A 17400-nucleotide genomic window follows, 5' to 3' on the forward strand; every position below is an offset into this window, starting at 1 on the left:
ATGAAAACAAACAATGCTCAAACCGGTATGCTACACTATTGAACAAGAACTATATAGAAGAAAGGAAGAAAAAGAGATGAAGACATTGATCCTTGTCAGCCATCCGACTATCGAAGAATCGCTGAATCAGCAGTTTTTCAAAGAGGCTTCTGCCAATCTGCCTGTTACATGGCATCATCTGGAGTCGCTTTATCCAGAGGGAAAGATCGAATTGGAGGCTGAATTGCAGTTATTAAGCGAACATGATCGGATCATTTTTCAATTTCCTTTTTACTGGTACAGCGCACCTGCGCATCTAAAGATGTGGCAAGACACAGTTTTAGAGCACGCAGAAGCAGCATTGAAAGGGAAAGAATTAGGGATCGTCTTATCGACTGGCGTTTCTGAAAAAGAATATCAAGCCGGCGGGAAAGAAGAGTACACACTCTCAGAATTTTTACGGCCGTATCAGCGTATTGCCCATAAATTCCAGATGACTTACTTACCGCCTTTTGTGATGGCGCAATTCATGTACCAGACACAAGAAACACGTTGGGAGAAACTCGTCGCCTATCAGCAGTACCTCACTTTAGAAGACAAGCCGTCACTGGTGCATCGGATCGAATGGTTCATCCAGCAGCTGCAGGAGAATCAGTCACTGGAACAAGCAGATCCGCAAAGGAAAAAGTATGTCATTGATGAATTGATCGAAGCAAAAGAAAAAATTGAAGATTTGACATTCACATTACAAGAAATGAAAGGAACTTCGCTATGACGAACGAATGGCTGCAGCAGCAATTGGAAGAACTGAGCAGACAAGCAGATTATGAAAGCCGTGCCTTGCTCTATGAGACACAAAAGCTGATAGCTGAAACCGACGAACGGATTATCCAGCTAAAAGGCGAAATCGACGGAGAATCTTGGAACCATCGAAAATGGTGAATTTTTCGTCATAAATAACACGGGTAACAATGTGCAGAATCTCGTTTATTTGCTACAATAAAGGTATCATGTATTGATAACGCTATTTTACATAAATAAACTGGTGGTGAAAAAATGAATTATGACAATGAACGAGAAGAAAACGTCCGTATGACCCGCAGACGGCAGCAAAAACAGGAAGCTCGAAAACGATGGATGAAGATCGGGGCTGCAGCCGCAGTCTTTTTGCTGGCAGTCGGAGCTATCGCTGGACTGTACTTCCACGGGAAAAACACATCAAGTGCAAAAAGCGCAGTCACATCAGAGACAAAGACAGTGAAATCCAAAAAAACAGCAGATACAACTTCTTCCGAGACGAAACAGACAGAGTCATCGGACAAAAAAACGGAAGAAAAGGATCTGAAAACGCAGCTTGAAGCAGTCGTCACTGATTATTCGAAACAAATCGATGAGAAAACACCTGTGCTGATCGAAGAATACCAGGCAGAGATCCAAAACAATACGGACGGTGTTGCCGGCTTATCAGCGATTGCAAACCAAAAAGCACGGGAACTTCAAGCGATATCTGATGAAGGGATCAGCAAGTTAAGATCAGCTTATCAAGCAGCAGATGACAAATCCGGTGTCGATCTGGCTACGCTGATCAATCAGTTATCTGCGAATTATACGAACCAAGTCGCTAAAATCTCAGATATTTATCTGCGGACAAGTGCTGCTTTACAGGCAGAGACAGCCAGCAGCCAATCGGTATCTGAAACGACAGAACCATCAGAAACAGCAGAAACTACTGGATCGACTACAGCAAGCGAGACCCAAACCTCATCCAGCCAGTATGGCGAATATGCAGGAAGCGCCTCGGCAAACGAGACAACAGCTAGCAGTCAAAGCACGCAAGGAGCTTCGACTGTTGTTCTGGCAGGAGAAGGACCCAATCAGATTGCGCAACGGACAGGTGTGCCAGTAGAGACGATCTTGGCGCTGAATGGGATGAGCATGGATGATTATTTCTTGACACCCGGTGAAGTGTTGAAATTGAATTAGTATAAAAGCAAAAAATCTGAAATGAAGATTCGATCTCAAATCTTCATTCCAGATTTTTTTATTTTCTTTGCATTCTACGTTCCCGAAGAAAATAATGGAGCGTCATATAAAGTAAAAAGACGAACCCGATCAGTAACGAGATCCTTGTTTCTGGATTGATGAACATAAAGACAAGGACGACTGCTAAGAATGCTAAAGTCAGATAATTCGTATAAGGAGAAAGCGGCATTTTGAAAGGATGCTTCGCCATCTTCTCTTCATGAGCCTTTTTGAACCGTATCTCACTGAGTAAGATCACAATCCATGGAACCATTCCCGGCAGGATACTCGAACTGTACACAAATACGAAGATATTCTCGAAATGATCGAAAAACAGCGGCAAAAGGTAATTCAGAACCAGACCAATAAAAATCCCGCCAGAAATCGCAACGACCGGATAGAAGGGAACCCCATGTCGCGAAAGCTTGAGGAATTTTTTGGACATCTTTCCGCTCACCGCCAGTGTATAGATCATCCTGCTTGCGCTAAATATACCAGAATTGCATCCTGACAAAGCTGCTGTGATCACAACGAAATTGATGAGCCCTGCGGCAAATGTGATCCCTATCTTAGAAAAGGTTTGGACGAAGGGAGAGCCGATTTCTCCTAGCTGATCCCATGGATAAATGCTGACAATAATAAAAATTGCACCGATATAAAAGATCAGGATTCGTCCAATCGTCGACTGAACCGCTTCGACGATCGTCTTTTTCGGATTTTCCGCTTCGCCAGCTGTCATCCCAATCAGTTCGATGCCTTGATAAGAAGCGACCACGATTGACAACGCAAAGAAAAATCCTTTGATCCCGCCAGTAAAGAAGCCACCATTCTTCCACAGATTTGAAATCCCTACTGCCTGACCATGATTGCCGAATCCAAATAGAATCACACCGAGACCTGCAATGATCATTAAAACAATCGTCACGACTTTGATGATCGAAAACCAGTATTCCAGTTCCCCGAATGCTTTCACCGAGACAAGGTTTGCCAGCATCAAAAAGAGAACGACAATGACACCAGGGATAACAGCAGGCAAATCAGGCCACCAGTAATTCATATAGGAACCAACTGCGATCACCTCACTGATTCCCACGACAACATATTGAAAGACATTGCTCCAAGCCGTCAGATAACCAACGACTGGATGGAGATATTCGCTCGCATAGTTGGCGAACGAACCTGTCGAAGGATCAATATAAAGCATCTCACCCAAAGCCCGCATAATCAGATATAAAAAGAAACCTGCGATTGCGTACGCTACCATGACAGAAGGCCCTGTCCAGCGTATGGTAGAAGAAGCACCCATGAATAATCCAACGCCGATGGTACCGCCCAGAGCGATCATCTGGATGTGGCGTGCGCTAAGACTTCGGTTCAATTTTTTTTCTTCCATCTAAAAACTCCTTTCTTCATGAGCTAAGAGATAAAAATTAGACAAAAAATAGCTGGCTCAACGAAAAAGCAGCAAGCAATTTCTTTCTTTTTTGTCTCAATGAACTCTTGATGTGATTCTACAGAAAATTTTCATAAAATGCGAGGGGATATTTAAAAGATTTTTTAAGCTAACACTTGAAAATGCTTTCCTTTTTAGTTAAACTGTAGTTAAATAAAAAGTTAGGTAAACCTAAAAAGGAGTGAAACATGATAGACACAACAATAAAAATCCAGCATCTTTCAGCGGCTTATCAAGGGAAAACAGCCTTGAAAGATATTGATGTAGCCATAAAACCGCAAAATATCACTGGGATCATCGGCCCGAATGGTGCAGGAAAGTCGACATTTATGAAAGCTTTACTAGGATTGGTACCGAATACTTCCGGCGAAATCGTCTTTGGCGGAAAAGCAATCCGCGAAGTACGAAAAAAGATCGCCTATGTTGAGCAGCGAAGTGAGCTAGATCTGTCATTTCCAATCGATGTGTTCGGCGTGGTCCTGTTAGGTACCTATCCTTCATTGCGTCTGGGACAACGACCAGGAAAAAAGGAAAAGGAACATGCAATTCAAGCTCTGGAAAAAGTTGGGATGTCCAATTATGCGAAGAGACAGATCAGCGAGCTTTCAGGCGGTCAGCTTCAGCGTGTCTTTATTGCTCGGGCGCTAGCGCAAGGAGCAGAATGGATTTTTCTGGATGAGCCTTTCGTAGGGATCGATGCGGTGAGTGAAAAGAAAATCTTTTCGATCCTGAAAGAACTGAAAGAAGAAGGAAAAACGCTGCTGATCGTCCACCATGATTTGCATAAGGTAGAAGCCTATTTCGATGAAGTGATTTTGCTGAATCAGGAATTGATCGCAGCAGGACCGGTTTCAGAGATATTTACCGCAGAAAATCTGCAGCGGGCATATGGTGAGATCATCAGCCAGCTGAAAGGAGCGGAAAACAAATGATCCATTCATTTATAGAAGGAATCATGAATTACCAGTTTTTGCAATATGCCCTCATCACCTCCATATTGGTCGGGATTGCTTCAGGAGTCATCGGTTCTTTTATTATTTTGCGGGGGATGTCTCTGATGGGGGATGCGATCTCCCACGCGGTACTGCCTGGTGTAGCGATTTCTTATATGTTCGGGTTCAGCTACATTTTCGGGGCAACGATTTTCGGGATGCTGACTGCAGGAATCATCGGGTTCGTCACGCAACGCAGCCGATTGAAGAATGATACAGCAATCGGGATCGTCTTCAGTTCGTTTTTTGCATTGGGGATCATCTTGATCTCTTTTGCGCAGAGTGCGACTGACCTGTACCATATTTTATTTGGAAATGTGCTGGCTGTCCGAGAAAGCGACTTATTGCTGACAGCCGTGATCAGCGGCATCGTCTTGCTCTTTGTCTTCTTATTCTATAAAGAGCTGAAAATCACTTCATTCGACCCGATGATGGCAAAAGCATATGGGTTGAACACGGGATTGATCCATTATTTACTGATGTTCTTTTTGACATTAGTAGCAGTGGTCAGTCTGCAGACAGTCGGGACGATCTTAGTGATCGCTATGCTGATCACACCAGCTGCAACAGCCTATCTTCTCACCAATCATCTAGCAAAAATGATTGCTTTGTCTGCAACGATTGGTGTCATGAGTGCGGTGGTCGGCGTGTTTTTCAGCTACAGCTATAATTGGCCATCAGGAGCCACGATCGTCTTAGCTTGTGCGGTATTTTTCGTCCTGGCATTTTTATTCTCGCCATCAAAAGGAATCTTATTTCAGAAAAGGAGCAACTAAATGAAGAAATATAAATGGCTATTTTTGTTCACGATCGTCGGGGCTTTTTTCTTAGCCGGATGCGGTCAATCAAAGAAAGAAAACAAGCTTTCAGTAGTCGCGACCAATTCTATTTTGGCGGATATGGCTAAAGAAGTCGGAAAAGAGCATGTTAAGATCCACAGTATCGTGCCAGTAGGAACAGATCCTCATGAGTATGAGGTGCTACCGGAAGACATCCGAAAGGCAAGCGATGCGGATGTGATCTTGTATAACGGGTTGAATCTCGAAACAGGAAACAGCTGGTTTACGAATTTGATGGATACTGCTAAGAAAGAAGAAGGAAAAGACTACTTTGCTGTGAGTACCAATGTCGAACCGCTTTATCTATCGAATGACAAGAAGAAAACACAAGCAGATCCTCATGCCTGGCTAGACCTGTCGAACGGAATCGAATATGTGAAAGAAATTTCAAGGATTTTTTCTGAAAAAGATCAAAAACACGCAGAAGATTACAAAAAAAATGCAGAAACATACATGGAGAAGCTGCAGTCGCTAGACGAACAGGCAAAAGAAAAATTCCAGACGATCGAAGAAAGTAAGAAGCTGTTGGTCACAAGCGAAGGAGCATTCAAGTACTTCTCAAAAGCATATGACCTTCCCGCTGCGTATATTTGGGAAATCAATACAGAAAGCCAAGGGACACCAGATCAGATGAAGTCGATCGTGAATCAAGTAAGAGAATCAGCAGTTCCGGTCTTATTCGTCGAAACAAGTGTCGATGCCAGAAGCATGGAGCGTGTAGCCAAAGAAACAGGCTTAAGCATCTATGATAAGCTATTCACAGATTCGATCGCAAAAAAAGGAGAGACTGGAGACTCCTATTATCAAATGATGAAGTGGAACATCGAGACGATCCATAAAGGACTTTCGCAGAATACAGATTAGCAAGAAATGCAGAAGACTTGGCTGTGAAGCCGATTTTCTGCATTTTTTTTGAGAAAAACAAGGAGAAATTTCACTTGTTTTTTTAGCATACGGATATCCTTTTTCGTTAAATTCCGTTATAGTTAAAGGAAAGAAAGGAAGGTGACGCTATGAATTTTACACGTAAAGATAAACAGATAATCAAAGAAGCACTCTTCGACCAGATCGATCAGCAAATGAACGCAGATAAGGATCAGGACCTTCAATTTCTTGAAACGGAGATGGCTGGATTATTCATAGCAAATCAGAAAGAAAATGAAACACAGCAAGAGCCGCCGCTAGAAGAACGTTATCCGGGAAAATGGCTGTTTGACGAATTTCAGCCGTTAGATGAAGAAACGGGTATCGGCTATTTTGTCTTTCTTTCTTCAGTCGGATTTGTCCCCGGCGTGTTAGTCAAACAAGGCAATGAAACCAAAATGAATGCGTGGCCTGCTTTATTTTCAGAAATCGGCGCAGAAGGAGTCATCAAAAAAATCCAATCTGCTTACTATAAAAGTGCATTTATCGCTAACAGCAAATTAATGAATTTATTCTATAATCGACTCGTACTGATCGCACGGCCCGGTAAGATCCCGCAAACCTTTACTTATTTCCAGCAAAAAAATCTATACGAAGAAGTGCTGTATTCACGGGATATTTCTGAATTTCCGCCAAAGGAGCAGATGCGCCTGCATGAGCTTCTCCATACCAAACCGGTGTCACTTAATTTCTTCAACGCACTGGATGATCAGAGAAAACTGATCTCCACCAACTACTGGGAAGTATTCGCCGCAAGAAAACGATGGATGGAAGAAAAGAACATCACCGACCAGCAGATCCAGTTTGTACAACTCAAAAAAGAAAAATTATATTATGGAGTATACAGTCGCTAACAATAGGAACAGGTGAGAAAAGATGACATTAAAAGAAGAGATCATTCAGGAAAGCAAGCGTTTGGGCATCGATAAGATCGGCTTCACTACTGCTGAACCTTTTGACTACCTGAAAGAGTCATTAGAAGAGCAAAAAGCTGCTGGACATACTTCTGGATTTGAACATCCCGTGATCGAGGAACGAATCTATCCAGAAAAAACGTTTGATGAGCCGAAATCGATCATCTCGATCGCATTGGCCTATCCGACAAAAATCCATCAGGAGATCCCGAAAGATGAGAAACGTGGACAATTTGCCCGTGCTTCTTGGGGAATCGATTACCACGATATTTTACGGGATCGTTTGAATCGGCTGATCGGATTCATCCAAACGAGAGCAGCATACTGGCAGCAGGAAGAAGAATGGCGTTTCGCGCCTCAAGTAGATACAGGAGAGCTGATCGATACCGCAGTAGCCCAGAGAGCAGGACTGGGTTTTATCGGAAGAAACGGACTGCTCATCACCGAAGAATTCGGGTCCTTCGTTTATTTGGGCGAAATCATCACGAATATCGTCTTCGAACCGGACAAACCCGGGGAGTTCGGCTGTGGTGACTGCACTCGATGCGTGACTGCCTGCCCGACTAAAGCATTATTGGGGGACGGACGGATGAACGCCCAGCGCTGTTTATCCTATCAGACGCAAACCAAGGGCCTGATGCCGGAAGAATACAGGAAGAAGATGCGAAATGTCGTGTATGGCTGTGATATCTGTCAGCTAGTTTGTCCTTATAACCAAGGCAAAGACTTTCATTTTCATGAAGAGATGGAGCCAAAAGCTGATGAAGTCTATCCTAAATTAAAGCCGATGCTTTCGATGTCAAATAAAGAGTTCAAGCAGCAGTTTGGACATCTGGCAGGTTCTTGGAGAGGGAAAAAACCGCTGCAGCGTAACGCACTGATAGCCTTGGCGAATTTGGGCGATCGCAGTGCATTGCCGGAAATAGAAGAATGCCTGACAGATATCCGCCCAGTGATCCGTGGAACAGCGGCATGGGCAATTGGCCGTTTAGGAACGAAAGAGCCTGAAAAATGGCAAGCGGTATTAACTGATTCGTTAGAAAAAGAAACAGAAGAGGAAGTCAGAGAGGAATTGCAGCAGGCAATGCAGATGCTGCAAACGAAAAACAGACGTAAAAACAAGTGATATCTTTCATGGTTTCAAATATTTGTCCAGTAATTGTTGTAACAATTACTGGTTTTTTTTTATTTTTTACACTTTTTTAATAAATTATGAGAGAAATAAATAAAAAAAATCGAGTTTTTTTACAAGAAATGAGGAGAAATATTACAAAAACACATGTTTTTCATGGAATATAAAAAAACGTGAAAAATCGTTTCCTTTGTTGATTTCATTAGGTTCTACGACTTTAGTCTGATTTTTTATCCGTCTCAAATGTTACAAATATTAAATAATGCGTCATTTTGTCATCAAATGTCATACTTCTTTTACCTATGAAATATTTCTAGATGATAAAGTTAATGACGTTGAAAGAAAACATGAGAACATAAAGGAGCTTACTATGAATTCAATTAAAAAAATCGTTTTAGGAACAACTTTTGCTGCTGGTGCCACTGCAATGTTTGTAGGAACTACAGATGCTCACGCTGATGAAGTATATACTATCCAATCAGGTGATTCATTATCTAAGATCTCACAAAAATTTGCAGGCGACAATTCATTGATTCAAGCAATTGCTGAAAAAAATTCAATTGCAGACATCAACCGCATTTTTGTTGGCGAACAATTAACGATCCCAACTTCAAGCGAAGCTTCAGCACCTGCACAAAGCACAACAGCAACTGAAACAGCAACGAACGAACATACATACGTTGCCCCAGTTGAAACAGTTGAAGTAGCACCTGCTGCCCCAGCTGCTGCAACAGCAACAACTCCAAGTACGACTAATTCAGCAAAAGAATGGATCGCACAAAAAGAATCAAGCGGTTCTTACACAGCAACAAACGGACGCTACATCGGCCGTTACCAATTAGACGCTTCATACTTGAACGGCGACTATTCAGCTGCAAACCAAGAACGCGTAGCAGATCAATATGTAACATCTCGTTATGGTTCATGGGACGCTGCTAAAACATTCTGGTTAGCAAACGGCTGGTACTAAGCCGATTGTCATCCATCATCATTATTCCGGGAGAACTGTTATCGGTTCTCTCGGTTTTTTTGTGTTCTTTTTGTCCGAAACTCCCCAAATGAAACATAAATAGTCGTAAAGAAGAGACTGGATAAGTTATAATAAGAAAAGAAAACGTTTTATATATAATGACGGCATATCAAAGAACGAAGGAGAAATCATGACGACAAAAGCAATGTTTCAGAAAACTGAGATCAATGAGAAAAATCCAGTGTTTTCCAGTATTCGCTCAATCATTGAGACGGCTTTTTATGGAAACAATGTTCAGGAAATCAAAGATTTGACCGAAGCCTATCAACTGGCAAAAGAAAGTGCAGGGACGATCGAGACGGATCTGCCGATTGCTCATGTAAACGAATTGGGATTGCCTAGTGAAGCGAAAGTACTGGTTTTCAATGACGGAGAGATTGTCGGACGAACGGCTTCAGCTAGGCGGATCATCGGGAAGCCAAACGTCGATTGCGCCACATATGAAAAGATCCTGCGGGAAGCTGTATATCAAAGTCGAAACCGCAAATTTTATTCGGGAAAAGTGTTCGTGGGATTGGATAAAGCATTCTCTGCTCAGAGCCATCTGCTCATCCCGGAAGGTTTCGAGAACAATCTTTATTCGTATTTGCTGAATTTTCAATTAGCAACGGCCGCAGAAAAGGAGAAATATCAGCAATCCACTGCTTTTTCAGAAGGCGATTTTTATCTCTTCTGCGACCCTGAGTGGACAAATGCAGATTATCCAGACGGACTTGTGCTGCTCGATCCGCTTCATAATGCTGCTGCAGTACTAGGACTACGCTACTTCGGTGAACTGAAAAAAGCGACATTGACACTTGCCTGGGCAATGGCGAACCGGCATGGATTCGTTGCCTGTCACGGCGGCATGAAGCAATATCGTTTAGAGGATACAGCTTATACGATGGCTGTTTTTGGACTATCAGGTTCAGGCAAGTCGACCATCACCTTAGCCAAGCATTCGGAGAAAATGCCAGTGACGATCCTCCATGATGACGCCTTTGTGATTTCGCGGTCAGATGGTTCTGCCACAGCGCTTGAACCTGCTTATTTCGACAAGACACAAGACTATCCGGCAGATGACCTGTCAATCGATTTCTTCCTTACATGCCAGAACGTAGGGGTCACACTTGATCCTGACGGGAAAAAAGTGCTAGTCACTTCGGATATCCGTAATGGGAATGGCCGCACAGTGAAATCGAGATTTGTGACGCCAAACCGGACAGATCACTTAAAAGAAAAAATCGATGCTGTTTTTTGGCTCACGAAAGATGATTCGCTGCCACCTGTTCTTCGAATCAATGATCCGATCTTATCCGCCGTTTTCGGATTGACACTTGCTACGAAGCGATCAAGCGCAGAAAATATCAGAGATACACAGCTTGATCAGTTAGTGATCGAACCCTTCGCGAATCCGTTTCGAGCATACCCGCTGCAAGAAGATTATCAGGCATTCAGGGATCTTTTCAGCAAACAACGCACGCAATGCTACATCTTGAATACGGGACATTTCAATGGGGAAAAGGTGACGCCTGAAACAACGTTGACGAGCATAGAAAAAATCGTTCATCAGACCACTCAGTTCGAGCCTTTTGGACCATTATCAGAGATCTCTTATTTGCCGATTGCAGGTTTTTCACTCCCGCTGGAAGAAAAACAGTATATCGACTTGTTCAAACAGCGTTTAGCAGTACGCCTTCGATTTATCGAGGAGCAAGAAGGCTACGATCATTTGCCCGCAGAAGCAGGAGAGTGTCTAAAAAGCTTGCTGGAAAAATGGCAGCAGGGATTTCCATAAAAAGAAGAAGCTGCGACAAGTCTTTTCTCGCAGCTTCTTCTTTTCCTGTTTTTTTAGACTCGAGTAATATAATTTCCGATCTCTTTTTGATACATCGTTCCTTGCCAGACCCCGCTGTTTACATACGATGCTAAGAGGTAACCGATATAAGGGCCTGTCGTCAGACCAGAAGAGCCAAGTCCGCTTGCTGCCAAGATACTTGCGTCATCAGGCAACGGACCGAAGAATGGCGCAAAATCAGAAGTATAAGCTCGTGTTCCGACACGCAGATGATGCGGCCATTGATCCAGTTGTGCAGGTTCAGCCATAAAGTGCTTTGTCCCTTCTGTCAGAGAATGATAAGCCTCTGGAGTAGGAGTCAGATCCCAGCCTTCTTCATTTTCATGAGTGGCACCTAACAAAATCTTTCCGTTAATAAATGGGATAAAATCTGCTTCGCCGTCAAGCATCGCCACTGGCCATTCTTGGCTGACAGTATAAGGTGTGTCAAATACGACTAGCTGTCCTTTTTGCGGACGGATATCTGCTTGATAACCGATCTGGGCTAAAAGTAGTTTTAAAGAAGGGCCAGGTGCTAATACGACACGGTCAAAGAAACGTTCACCAAATTCCCCTTGAATACACCAGGTATCCTGAGATTTTTTCAAGGTCACGTGTCCAGCTACTAGCTCTACTTTCCTATTGGCAGATCGAAGGGCGAGATGTTCCAGATAGGCTTTGCCATCCAGACGTCCGCCTCCGCTGATACGCAAAGAATCTGCTGGTTTCAGTAAAGGAAGTGCGTCTGCCGTCTGCTCAGGTGACAGTAAATCGATATGTCCGATTTCCGGAGCTTCCTCCCGGCGTTTCTCAGCTAATTCTGCTAAATCCGTCAATGTTTCTTTTGGACGGAGAAGAAGTGTCCCGCATTGGGCATAAATCGACTGATCGAGTGCAAAATCTTGGATCAGTTTAGGGAAAAAGGCAGCGCCGTCTTTAGCCAGCTGATACCATTGCTTGTTCCTTCTTTTGGATAACCAGGGAGAAATGATTCCTGCGCTGGCTTTTGTTGCCTGTCCTGTCTGATCATCGAATAACGTCACAGCAAATTTAGACGTATCCAGATAATTTGCTAGTGTCATCCCGATGATCCCACCGCCGATGATGGCGATTTTTTCCATAAAAAAGCCTCCTTTTTTTCGCTATACATTCTCACACAAAAACACGGCAGATGCAACCGTCTGCCGTGTGTCTGTTACTTATGATCTGCTGGTGCGAGTACTGTAGCGGATAAAGCTAATGAAGCTAGCTAGTAATAAAAGAAGCAAAACGCCTAAAGCAGCTTTGGATCCTAAGGTAGTAGAGAATTCATAGCTGTAATCAGCATGACTCTGAACAAGCCCGATGATCACAGCCACAAGAGAAGTCGCCACTGCCCCGGAGAATTGCTGCAGCGTATTGAATACCGCATTGCCATCTGCCTGGAACTCATCACTTAAGGCATTCATCCCAGTGGTCATCATGTTACTGTAAGAAAGCCCGATACCGATCATATAAACGACATGACAAGCAATCAGCCAACCAAGAGAAACATGGCCCAAAAGCAAAACGAGTGCAGACCAGCCGATAAATGAAAGAATCAGCCCAGCCATGATCGGTTTTCCAGGACCATATTGATCCAGCAATTTACCAGATACTGGCGAAAGCAAAGCACCTACTGCTGCGCCAGGAAGCATAGACAAGCCAGCGACAAAAGGACTGTTTCCTTGAACGATCTGGATAAAATTCGGCAAGACAAAAGATACACCCAGCAATAAAAATTGATAGACTAAGAAACTGAACAGAAACAGTCGAAAAGATCGGTTCGAAAAAATCGAAAACTGGATCAGAGGATCATCGATTTTTTTGGTTCTGCGATAAAAAAGAATCACCCCGATTACCCCAATCGCAAGTCCGAGCCAGCTTGTCCATGTGCCTAAAGTACTTAGAAAAGTCAAGCTGCCGCTAAAGAACAAGAATAAAGTGAAAATACTCAGTACATCCAAGCGACCGCTTTTGTGAACAGGCATTTTCGGGATAGCGAACAGGCCAAGCACAAGAGAGACGAGTAAGACTGGTACGAGAAACAGAAAAATATGATTCCAAGTAAAATTAGAAGTCAAAAGCCCCCCATAAGTCGGCCCGATCGCAGGTGCGATTGCAGTTGTCAGCGTACCGACGCCCATCATCGCTCCCCGGCGGCTCATTGGTGCGAATGTCAAAATAATATGGAACATCAGTGGTAAAGCGATCCCAGTTGCAGCCCCCTGTAGCAGACGACCAAAAAGTAGGATCATAAAGGTCGGCGAGAAGAAATCAACTAAAATACCAGCCAGAAACAGCAAATTGGAAAGTAGAAACAGATTTCGGATACTGAAATTCCGATTCAAATAGGTGGAAAGCGGTACAACGATGGAGATCATCAGCAAGTAAATAGTCGTTACCCATTGGACTTGCGATGTGGTCAAATGGAATTGTTCGATCAATGTAGGGAACGTGACGTTCATCGCGGTTTCGATCAGGACTCCCGCAAATGACATCATCCCCGTTGCGATCACTGCTGGAACTAGCAGCAGTTGTTTTTGTTTTGTCATAAGATCACCTCTAAAAAATTTCGTAAAAAAAGAGAGAGATTTCTATTTGTCAAATAGAAATCGCCTCTCTCTCGACACGTGATTACGTGTTATCTGTACGATTTATTCATCTGCATTCATTCTAGCATAGACATAAAAACAGTGTCAATAAGATTAGCCAAGGCATCACGAAAGAGTTATTATAGGAATAAATAAGAGAAAAATGGACGTTGGAGGAGACACATGGAAAAAATCGAATGGCGAAAATCAGATCCTAGCTACAGTGCAAAAAAGAAACCGCAGATTTTAGAATTACCCACCCAGCAATTCTTCAGCATCAAAGGCATCGGTGATCCGAATCAAGAGGACTTTCAAAGACGTGTTGCCTGTCTGTATGCTGTCAGTTACACCATTCGTATGGCTCCCAAAAAAGACTGGCAGATACCCGGTTATCTGCCATACACGGTTTATCCGCTAGAAGGGCAATGGGGACTCCAGGAAAAATTCTTACAGGAAAAGGTGATGAAAAAAGAACATTTTTCTTATCAGCTCATGATCAGACAGCCTGATTTTGTGACCGAAGACATCGCACAAGAAGCACTTGTACGCGCTGCTGCAAAACTCCCGGCAGATTTAGCAGATCAGGTAGAATTTCTTTCGATAGAAGAAGGAAGAGTAGCGCAGATCCTGCACATCGGGCCGTACGATGATGAACCGGAAACCTTTGAAAAACTGGAGATGTTCATCCAGCAAGAAGGTCATGAGAGACTTTCGAAAGAGCACAAAGAGATATACTTAAGTGATCCAAGAAAAGCAGTACCTGAAAAAATGAAAACAATTTTACGCGTAGCGATCGACTAAAAGAAGAAACAAAAAATAAAAGTAAAAAATACCAAAAAAACCGCAAAATTTATTTTTTTTTGCTATAATTAGTTACGAGAGGTGTCTATTATGAAAAAAAACCAGCGTCAGGCATTGATTCGCCAAATTATCACAGAATATCCGATCAGTACACAAGAAGAACTGCTGGCACGTTTACAAGAAGCCGGTGTGCGTGCGACACAAGCAACGATCTCACGTGATATCCGAGAGCTTAAACTAATCAAAACACAAGATGAAAATAAAAATATCCGCTACTCACTCTTCAGCCAGCCTTCTGTATCTTTGACTGAAGATCGTTTGCGCAGCTCTGTAAAACGAGAGGTCTTACGGATCCAAGTCGTCCAGTTCATGATCGTTGTGCTGACCGAAAAAAACGGTGCAGATGTTGTCACCAACTGGTTAGATGAAGCCCAATATCCAGAAGTAGTAGCGACGATCGCTGGTGTGGATACCTTCATCATTATTTGCCGATCGGAAAAAGAGGCGGAAGCTTTTGCAGACAAATTGGAAAATATGAGGGAATAAGGAAAGGAGAATGATGACATGACAGAAATGAAAGCGTTGCAAAATGGATCAGACATCCGCGGGATCGCTATTGCAGCAAAAGAAAGGGCCGCTGATTTGACTATCGAAGCAGTAGAAAAGATCGGATGGGGCCTTGTCAGCTGGTTAAGAAAAGAACAAGAAGAGGCTTACCAAGCCGGTAGTTTGACCGTCGGAATAGGCAGAGACAGTAGAATAAGCGGTCCAGAATTAAAGGAAGCACTGATCCAAAGTCTGATTTCGCAAGGAATAAATGTAATCGATTTCGGATTAGCGACAACTCCTGCTATGTTCATGGCAACACAGTTTGCAGAATTCAAGTGTGATGCTGCTGTCATGCTGACTGCAAGTCATTTGCCGTATGAGTTCAACGGGCTGAAATTTTTCCGGCCAGCTGGAGGAGCAGAAAAAGAAGATGTCGCATGGATTCTTTCGGCCGAAACTGCCAGCAGAAACGAGAAAACTGGGAAAAGAAAAATGGCAGATATCCTTAAACCATATGCGAAAGATCTAGTTGAAAAAATCAGAAAAGGAATCGGGAGTCAAGAAACAAAACCATTGGCGGGCTGGCATATCGTAGTGGATGCTGGTAACGGTTCAGGCGGTTTTTTCGCAGAATACGTATTACAGGAACTCGGTGCAGATACGACGGGTTCACAATTTCTGGAACCAGACGGCTATTTTCCTAATCATATCCCCAATCCCGACAATAAAGAAGCGATGGCAAGTATCAAACAGGCCGTTTTAGAAAATAAAGCAGACCTTGGTGTGATTTTTGATACAGATGTCGATCGTTCAGCAGTAGTCACAGCTTCTGGACAAGTCATCAACCGGAACAATCTGATTGCCGTTTTGAGTACCATGGTTTTAAGTGACTATCCAGGTGCAAGAATCGTTACCAATTCTCCGACTTCTACGCACTTACAGCAATTCATCGAAGCAAAAGGCGGTATCCAAGTCCGTTATATCTCAGGGTACCGGAATGTGATCAACAAAGCGATCGAATTGAACAAGGCTGGACTGGATGCACCATTGGCGATTGAGACAAGCGGACATGCTGCATTCAAAGAAAATTATTTTTTAGATGATGGCGCATATGTCATTGCAAAGATCCTGATGATGCTCCCTAGTTTGAGGGAAAGAGGACTTTCTCTTGATGATCATATCAAAGAACTGGCACAACCAGTGGAAGTACAAGAAATCAGACTGCGATTGAACGGAGACGATCCTAAACGAGAGGGACAGCAGATCATTGCAGGGGTAGCTGAACAATTAGAAGGAAAAACGGGTATAACAGCAAATACAGACAACGAAGAAGGAATACGATATGATCTGAGCAGTCCATATGGAAGTGGCTGGTTCTTGCTTCGCCTCAGCTTACACGAACCACTACTTGTCTTACAGATCGAAAACGATGAAGCTGGTAAAAATCCCATGGTCTTAAAAGAGTTGGCGCACGCATTGGCTGAATATCCGACAGTCGAGCCTTTGATCATTGACAAGCAGGAATAATTTGAAAAGCAGTTGCTTGAATAACATAAGTAATGTTATGTTTATTGCGGATACTGACGAAATGTCAGCTGAAGGAGGAGAAAAAATGGTGACGAATATGGTCATTTTTTTGACTGTGTTAGTATATGGGGTCAATTTTCTGGTATATATGTATATTAAAATCAACCATATCAAAGATTATTTAGAAAAAATAGCGATCTACTTCGGTACGAACATGACCTTGTTGTTTACAAGCGGGATATTTTTGTTTTTCGGCAAGCTAGTAGAGGACGGGATACTCGCTTTCGAGTAAGCAGAATCGTTGAATAAAGCGCTGAATATGCTTACACTGGAGATGTAGTCAGAAGTGAAGGCATGATTGAAAGGAGTAGTACAATGAAAAAATTATACGAAACAGCAATGATCAATCATGGTGGGCGTGAAGGAGAAGTAGAAGCGCCAAATGGTTCGATGCACATGAAAATCACCCCTCCAGGAATCCATGCGGAAGGAACGAATCCGGAACAACTGTTTGCAGCAGGCTATGCTTCTTGTTTCAATGGTGCGCTCCAGCACATGATCAAAGAAGCTGGACTTACTGCAGACTCCACAGTCAAAGCACGTGTTTCCTTATATACGCTTGACGACGGCGGGTATGAGATCGGCGCGATCCTGGAAGTGCATATTGACGGTGTAAGCGAAGAAGAAGCGAAAAAACTAGCAGAAGATGCGCATGATTTCTGCCCTTATTCTAAGGCAACAAGAGGAAATATCGACGTTCAGGTAACGATTGTTTAAAAATAAGAATCACTCTCCAGACTAAAGCGCAGG

Annotated in this window: 18 protein-coding genes; 15 read left to right on the forward strand and 3 right to left on the reverse strand. The window is 43.2% G+C overall.

Going from position 1 to position 17400, the window contains the following annotated elements; all coding sequences use genetic code 11:
• Window positions 1-76 precede the first annotated feature (76 nt).
• The 3 genes from G7Y42_RS08870 (at window position 77) to G7Y42_RS08880 (ending at window position 1962) form a co-directional block, all read left to right on the forward strand.
• On the forward strand, window positions 77-754 hold the full coding sequence (locus tag G7Y42_RS08870; RefSeq protein WP_165038032.1) for an NAD(P)H-dependent oxidoreductase: 678 nt from the start codon (window positions 77-79) through the stop codon (window positions 752-754).
• Window positions 751-921 carry a hypothetical protein gene (locus G7Y42_RS08875; protein ID WP_165038034.1) on the forward strand — a complete coding sequence of 57 codons (171 nt, stop codon included), beginning with the start codon at window positions 751-753 and terminating at the stop codon, window positions 919-921. The genes G7Y42_RS08870 and G7Y42_RS08875 overlap by 4 nt, the downstream gene beginning before the upstream one ends.
• Before the next feature lie 114 nt (window positions 922-1035).
• Window positions 1036-1962: a LysM peptidoglycan-binding domain-containing protein gene (locus tag G7Y42_RS08880; RefSeq protein ID WP_165038036.1), complete on the forward strand. Its 927-nt coding sequence runs from the start codon at window positions 1036-1038 to the stop codon at window positions 1960-1962.
• A gap of 58 nt (window positions 1963-2020) precedes the next feature.
• Here the strand turns inward: G7Y42_RS08880 and G7Y42_RS08885 are convergent, their stop codons facing one another.
• Window positions 2021-3394 carry an amino acid permease gene (locus tag G7Y42_RS08885; RefSeq protein ID WP_165038038.1) on the reverse strand — a complete coding sequence of 458 codons (1374 nt, stop codon included), beginning with the start codon at window positions 3392-3394 and terminating at the stop codon, window positions 2021-2023.
• A gap of 248 nt (window positions 3395-3642) precedes the next feature.
• On the opposite strand from G7Y42_RS08885, the gene G7Y42_RS08890 reads away from it, so the two are divergent.
• From G7Y42_RS08890 to G7Y42_RS08920, 7 genes are all read left to right on the forward strand, one after another.
• Entirely contained in the window at window positions 3643-4386 is a 744-nt protein-coding gene (locus tag G7Y42_RS08890) for a metal ABC transporter ATP-binding protein (RefSeq protein ID WP_165038040.1), read from the forward strand.
• Window positions 4383-5222: a metal ABC transporter permease gene (locus tag G7Y42_RS08895; RefSeq protein WP_165038042.1), complete on the forward strand. Its 840-nt coding sequence runs from the start codon at window positions 4383-4385 to the stop codon at window positions 5220-5222. The genes G7Y42_RS08890 and G7Y42_RS08895 overlap by 4 nt, the downstream gene beginning before the upstream one ends.
• Window positions 5223-6149, forward strand: a complete 927-nt coding sequence (locus G7Y42_RS08900; protein ID WP_165038044.1) for a metal ABC transporter substrate-binding protein — start codon at window positions 5223-5225, stop codon at window positions 6147-6149.
• Between the two features lie 149 nt (window positions 6150-6298).
• Window positions 6299-7063: a hypothetical protein gene (locus tag G7Y42_RS08905; protein ID WP_165038046.1), complete on the forward strand. Its 765-nt coding sequence runs from the start codon at window positions 6299-6301 to the stop codon at window positions 7061-7063.
• Window positions 7064-7085: 22 nt separating this feature from the next.
• Entirely contained in the window at window positions 7086-8249 is a 1164-nt protein-coding gene (queG, locus tag G7Y42_RS08910; protein WP_165038048.1) for a tRNA epoxyqueuosine(34) reductase QueG, read from the forward strand.
• Window positions 8250-8625: 376 nt separating this feature from the next.
• Window positions 8626-9225 carry a LysM peptidoglycan-binding domain-containing protein gene (locus G7Y42_RS08915; RefSeq protein ID WP_165038050.1) on the forward strand — a complete coding sequence of 200 codons (600 nt, stop codon included), beginning with the start codon at window positions 8626-8628 and terminating at the stop codon, window positions 9223-9225.
• Window positions 9226-9415: 190 nt separating this feature from the next.
• Window positions 9416-11062, forward strand: a complete 1647-nt coding sequence (locus tag G7Y42_RS08920; RefSeq protein WP_165038052.1) for a phosphoenolpyruvate carboxykinase (ATP) — start codon at window positions 9416-9418, stop codon at window positions 11060-11062.
• 53 nt (window positions 11063-11115) lie between these two features.
• Here G7Y42_RS08920 and G7Y42_RS08925 read toward each other — a convergent pair whose 3' ends face one another.
• Window positions 11116-12222, reverse strand: a complete 1107-nt coding sequence (locus G7Y42_RS08925) for an FAD-dependent oxidoreductase (RefSeq protein WP_165038054.1) — start codon at window positions 12220-12222, stop codon at window positions 11116-11118.
• A gap of 78 nt (window positions 12223-12300) precedes the next feature.
• Window positions 12301-13674 carry an MFS transporter gene (locus G7Y42_RS08930; RefSeq protein WP_165038056.1) on the reverse strand — a complete coding sequence of 458 codons (1374 nt, stop codon included), beginning with the start codon at window positions 13672-13674 and terminating at the stop codon, window positions 12301-12303.
• A gap of 222 nt (window positions 13675-13896) precedes the next feature.
• Between G7Y42_RS08930 and G7Y42_RS08935 the strand changes: the two genes are divergently transcribed.
• From G7Y42_RS08935 to G7Y42_RS08955, 5 genes are all read left to right on the forward strand, one after another.
• Entirely contained in the window at window positions 13897-14514 is a 618-nt protein-coding gene (locus tag G7Y42_RS08935) for a GyrI-like domain-containing protein (RefSeq protein WP_165038058.1), read from the forward strand.
• A 90-nt stretch (window positions 14515-14604) separates the two neighbouring features.
• On the forward strand, window positions 14605-15060 hold the full coding sequence (gene argR / locus G7Y42_RS08940; protein WP_165038060.1) for an arginine repressor: 456 nt from the start codon (window positions 14605-14607) through the stop codon (window positions 15058-15060).
• 18 nt (window positions 15061-15078) lie between these two features.
• Window positions 15079-16590: a phosphomannomutase/phosphoglucomutase gene (locus G7Y42_RS08945; protein ID WP_165038062.1), complete on the forward strand. Its 1512-nt coding sequence runs from the start codon at window positions 15079-15081 to the stop codon at window positions 16588-16590.
• An 85-nt stretch (window positions 16591-16675) separates the two neighbouring features.
• A complete protein-coding gene (locus tag G7Y42_RS08950; protein WP_165038064.1) occupies window positions 16676-16882 on the forward strand; it encodes a hypothetical protein in 207 nt (68 codons plus the stop codon).
• A gap of 83 nt (window positions 16883-16965) precedes the next feature.
• Window positions 16966-17367: an organic hydroperoxide resistance protein gene (locus tag G7Y42_RS08955; RefSeq protein WP_165038066.1), complete on the forward strand. Its 402-nt coding sequence runs from the start codon at window positions 16966-16968 to the stop codon at window positions 17365-17367.
• Window positions 17368-17400: the final 33 nt, after the last annotated feature.

Source organism: Enterococcus sp. ZJ1622, from assembly GCF_011038845.1.
Lineage (GTDB): Bacteria > Bacillota > Bacilli > Lactobacillales > Enterococcaceae > Enterococcus_B.

Excerpts from the sequence above, each read along its gene's own strand:
- G7Y42_RS08950 (WP_165038064.1), top strand. The coding sequence starts at position 16,676 with ATGGTGACGAATATGGTCATTTTTTTGACTGTGTTAGTATATGGGGTC.
- G7Y42_RS08935 (WP_165038058.1), top strand. The coding sequence starts at position 13,897 with ATGGAAAAAATCGAATGGCGAAAATCAGATCCTAGCTACAGTGCAAAA.
- G7Y42_RS08895 (WP_165038042.1), top strand. The coding sequence starts at position 4,383 with ATGATCCATTCATTTATAGAAGGAATCATGAATTACCAGTTTTTGCAA.
- G7Y42_RS08885 (WP_165038038.1), bottom strand. The coding sequence starts at position 3,394 with ATGGAAGAAAAAAAATTGAACCGAAGTCTTAGCGCACGCCACATCCAG.
- G7Y42_RS08890 (WP_165038040.1), top strand. The coding sequence starts at position 3,643 with ATGATAGACACAACAATAAAAATCCAGCATCTTTCAGCGGCTTATCAA.
- G7Y42_RS08945 (WP_165038062.1), top strand. The coding sequence starts at position 15,079 with ATGACAGAAATGAAAGCGTTGCAAAATGGATCAGACATCCGCGGGATC.
- G7Y42_RS08905 (WP_165038046.1), top strand. The coding sequence starts at position 6,299 with ATGAATTTTACACGTAAAGATAAACAGATAATCAAAGAAGCACTCTTC.
- G7Y42_RS08875 (WP_165038034.1), top strand. The coding sequence starts at position 751 with ATGACGAACGAATGGCTGCAGCAGCAATTGGAAGAACTGAGCAGACAA.
- G7Y42_RS08915 (WP_165038050.1), top strand. The coding sequence starts at position 8,626 with ATGAATTCAATTAAAAAAATCGTTTTAGGAACAACTTTTGCTGCTGGT.
- G7Y42_RS08900 (WP_165038044.1), top strand. The coding sequence starts at position 5,223 with ATGAAGAAATATAAATGGCTATTTTTGTTCACGATCGTCGGGGCTTTT.
- G7Y42_RS08955 (WP_165038066.1), top strand. The coding sequence starts at position 16,966 with ATGAAAAAATTATACGAAACAGCAATGATCAATCATGGTGGGCGTGAA.
- G7Y42_RS08880 (WP_165038036.1), top strand. The coding sequence starts at position 1,036 with ATGAATTATGACAATGAACGAGAAGAAAACGTCCGTATGACCCGCAGA.
- argR (WP_165038060.1), top strand. The coding sequence starts at position 14,605 with ATGAAAAAAAACCAGCGTCAGGCATTGATTCGCCAAATTATCACAGAA.
- G7Y42_RS08870 (WP_165038032.1), top strand. The coding sequence starts at position 77 with ATGAAGACATTGATCCTTGTCAGCCATCCGACTATCGAAGAATCGCTG.
- queG (WP_165038048.1), top strand. The coding sequence starts at position 7,086 with ATGACATTAAAAGAAGAGATCATTCAGGAAAGCAAGCGTTTGGGCATC.
- G7Y42_RS08925 (WP_165038054.1), bottom strand. The coding sequence starts at position 12,222 with ATGGAAAAAATCGCCATCATCGGCGGTGGGATCATCGGGATGACACTA.
- G7Y42_RS08920 (WP_165038052.1), top strand. The coding sequence starts at position 9,416 with ATGACGACAAAAGCAATGTTTCAGAAAACTGAGATCAATGAGAAAAAT.
- G7Y42_RS08930 (WP_165038056.1), bottom strand. The coding sequence starts at position 13,674 with ATGACAAAACAAAAACAACTGCTGCTAGTTCCAGCAGTGATCGCAACG.